Source organism: Rhodoferax ferrireducens (assembly GCF_049302455.1).
GTDB classification, from domain to species: domain Bacteria; phylum Pseudomonadota; class Gammaproteobacteria; order Burkholderiales; family Burkholderiaceae_C; genus Rhodoferax; species Rhodoferax ferrireducens_B.
In genome coordinates, this window is record NZ_JBAQMD010000086.1 from 1 (window position 1) to 2,248 (window position 2,248).

The window sequence follows — 2,248 nt, forward strand, 5'->3', positions numbered from 1 at the left end:
GGCCAGAATTTTGCCCGCATCCATCGCCACCAGCCAGTCGAAGCGCTCGGCTTCTTCCATATAGGCGGTGGCGACCATCACGCTCATGCCCGGGCGATCCTGCCGGATGTGGTCGATCAGTGCCCAGAATTGCGTGCGCGCCAGCGGATCGACCCCGGTGGTTGGCTCATCGAGAATCAGCATGTCCGGGTCGTGGATCAGGGCGCAGCACAAGCCGAGTTTTTGCTTCATGCCGCCGGACAGCTTGCCTGCCGGACGAGAGAGGAAAGCATGGAGGCCCGTCGCTTTCGTCAGTTCATCGATACGCCGCCGGCGTTCAGCCGCATCGTGGCCGAACAGGCGGCCGAAGAATTGCAGGTTGTCTTCGACCGACAAGGCCGGGTAGAGATTCTTGCCCAGACCTTGCGGCATGTAGGCAATGGCCGGACAAACCCGGCCGCGGTGGCGTCTTGACCGCATGTCGCCGCCGAGCACTTCCACCGTGCCTTGCTGCACCTTGCGCGCGCCGGAAATCAGGGCCAGCAGGCTGGACTTGCCGACGCCATCGGGACCCAGCAGACCGACCATGCAGCCGGTGGGCACTTCCAGATCAATGGCATCCAGCGCTATCGTTTTTCCATAGTGCAAACTGACACCGGCAAGGCGCGCAACGGGCGCACCACCGGGCAGTACAGATCTCACTTAGCCACCTTCACCGCCAGTGAGGGTGGCCATTCGGCCTGCCGGTCGAGCTTGATCCAGGCCATGCCGGGCAGGCCGGTCTTGACCTGCTGCAGGTGTTTTTTCAGCAGCTCCGGATCGATGCGGGCTTTCACCCGGAACATAAGCTTTTGCCGTTCAACCGCGGTTTCCACTGTTTTCGGCGTGAATTGCGCCACACTCGCGACGAACGACACTTGCGCGGGAATCACATAGCCGGGTGCGGCATCCAGCACAAGACGCACCTCGCTGCCCAGCGCGACTTTGCCGACCACCGTCTCGGGCAGGAAGAAGGTCATGTACACATCGCTCAGGTCCACCATGTTGAGCACTTTGCCGCCGGCACCCAGCACTTCGCCAGGCTGGGCCACACGATATTGCACGCGGCCATCGCGCGGCGCCTTGAGCTGGCTGTCCTTGATGTCCGCCTCGATGCGCGCAATCGTCGCGGTGGCGGCCTCGACGGTGGCGCGTGCGCCGGTGACTTGCGATTTGGCCGCAACAATGGCCGACTGGGCGGCGGCCACCTGCGCCCTAGTCGCGGCCAATGCCGCTGCGGCACTGCGCACGGCGGCCTGGTCGTCGTCGAGTTGCTGGATGGATGTCGCGCCTTCACGCGATAGCGTTTGCGAACGGGTCAGGCGCCGTTTGGCGTTATCCAGCTCGCTCTCGCGCTGCACCACGACGGCTTGCGCCGCCGCCAGGTCACTTTCACGCATCATGGTTTGCGCTTCGGCGCTCGCCACGCCGGTAATCGCCTGTTGCTGCTGGGCGCGCGCCTCATCGCGCTGGGCGGTGAGCACATCGACCTGCATTTGTGCCAGCACCTGGCCTGCCTGCACGAAGTCGCCTTCGCGAGCAAAGATATCGACCACGCGCCCCGGATACTTGGTGGCGACATCGATCTCGGTGGCTTCAATGCGGCCATTGCCGCTGACAAACCCCTCGCCCAGGCCTTTCGGGCGGGTCATCGTCCACACGCCCCAGGCGAGCAGCGCAATGGCCATGGCCGCAGCGGCCAGGATCAGTTTTTTCTTGAGTGCAGGGCTTAATGGATTCATGGTGAGTTCTCGTGTGTCCTGTCGTTTTAATTTGCCGGGCGGGTTGCCGTATCCACCGGGGCGACAAATTCCTGGCTGCCGCCGCCCAGCGCTGCATACAGGCTGACGCGGCTGGAGAGCAGGGCACGGCGCGTTTGTACCAGTTGCTGTTCGGCCGTGAGTAGCTCGCGCTGGGCATCCAGGACTTCAAAATAAGGGGCGCTGCCATTGTCATAGCGCAACTGGGATAGCCGCGCACGTTCGGTTTGCGCCGCCAGCGTTGCCTGTGCGATGCGCACCTGCTCAGTCAGCCAGTGGCGGGCGGATAAGGCATCGGATACATCACGAAATGCGGCCTGGATGGTCTTTTCATAATTCGTCACCGCCAAGTTACTGCGCACTTCGGCCAAATCAAGGTTGGCGCGGTTGCGCCCGGCATCGAAAATCGGCAGGGAAAGGCTGGGCATAAAGCTCCAGGCGCGGCTGCCGGAATCGAACAGGCCATCGAG

At 63.1% G+C, this 2,248-nt stretch carries 3 protein-coding genes; all 3 read right to left on the reverse strand.

Features of this window, described 5'->3' with window-relative positions; genetic code table 11:
- Positions 1-681, reverse strand: a 681-nt coding sequence (locus tag WA157_RS15050) for an ATP-binding cassette domain-containing protein (RefSeq protein WP_422621741.1), incomplete at its 3' end; no start/stop codon positions are given.
- Complete coding sequence (locus tag WA157_RS15055) at positions 678-1,760, reverse strand: HlyD family secretion protein (protein WP_422621742.1); 1,083 nt, start codon at positions 1,758-1,760, stop codon at positions 678-680. The genes WA157_RS15050 and WA157_RS15055, both read right to left, overlap by 4 nt.
- Positions 1,761-1,786: 26 nt before the next feature.
- The coding region (locus WA157_RS15060) for a TolC family protein (protein ID WP_422621743.1) at positions 1,787-2,248 on the reverse strand (462 nt) is incomplete at its 5' end.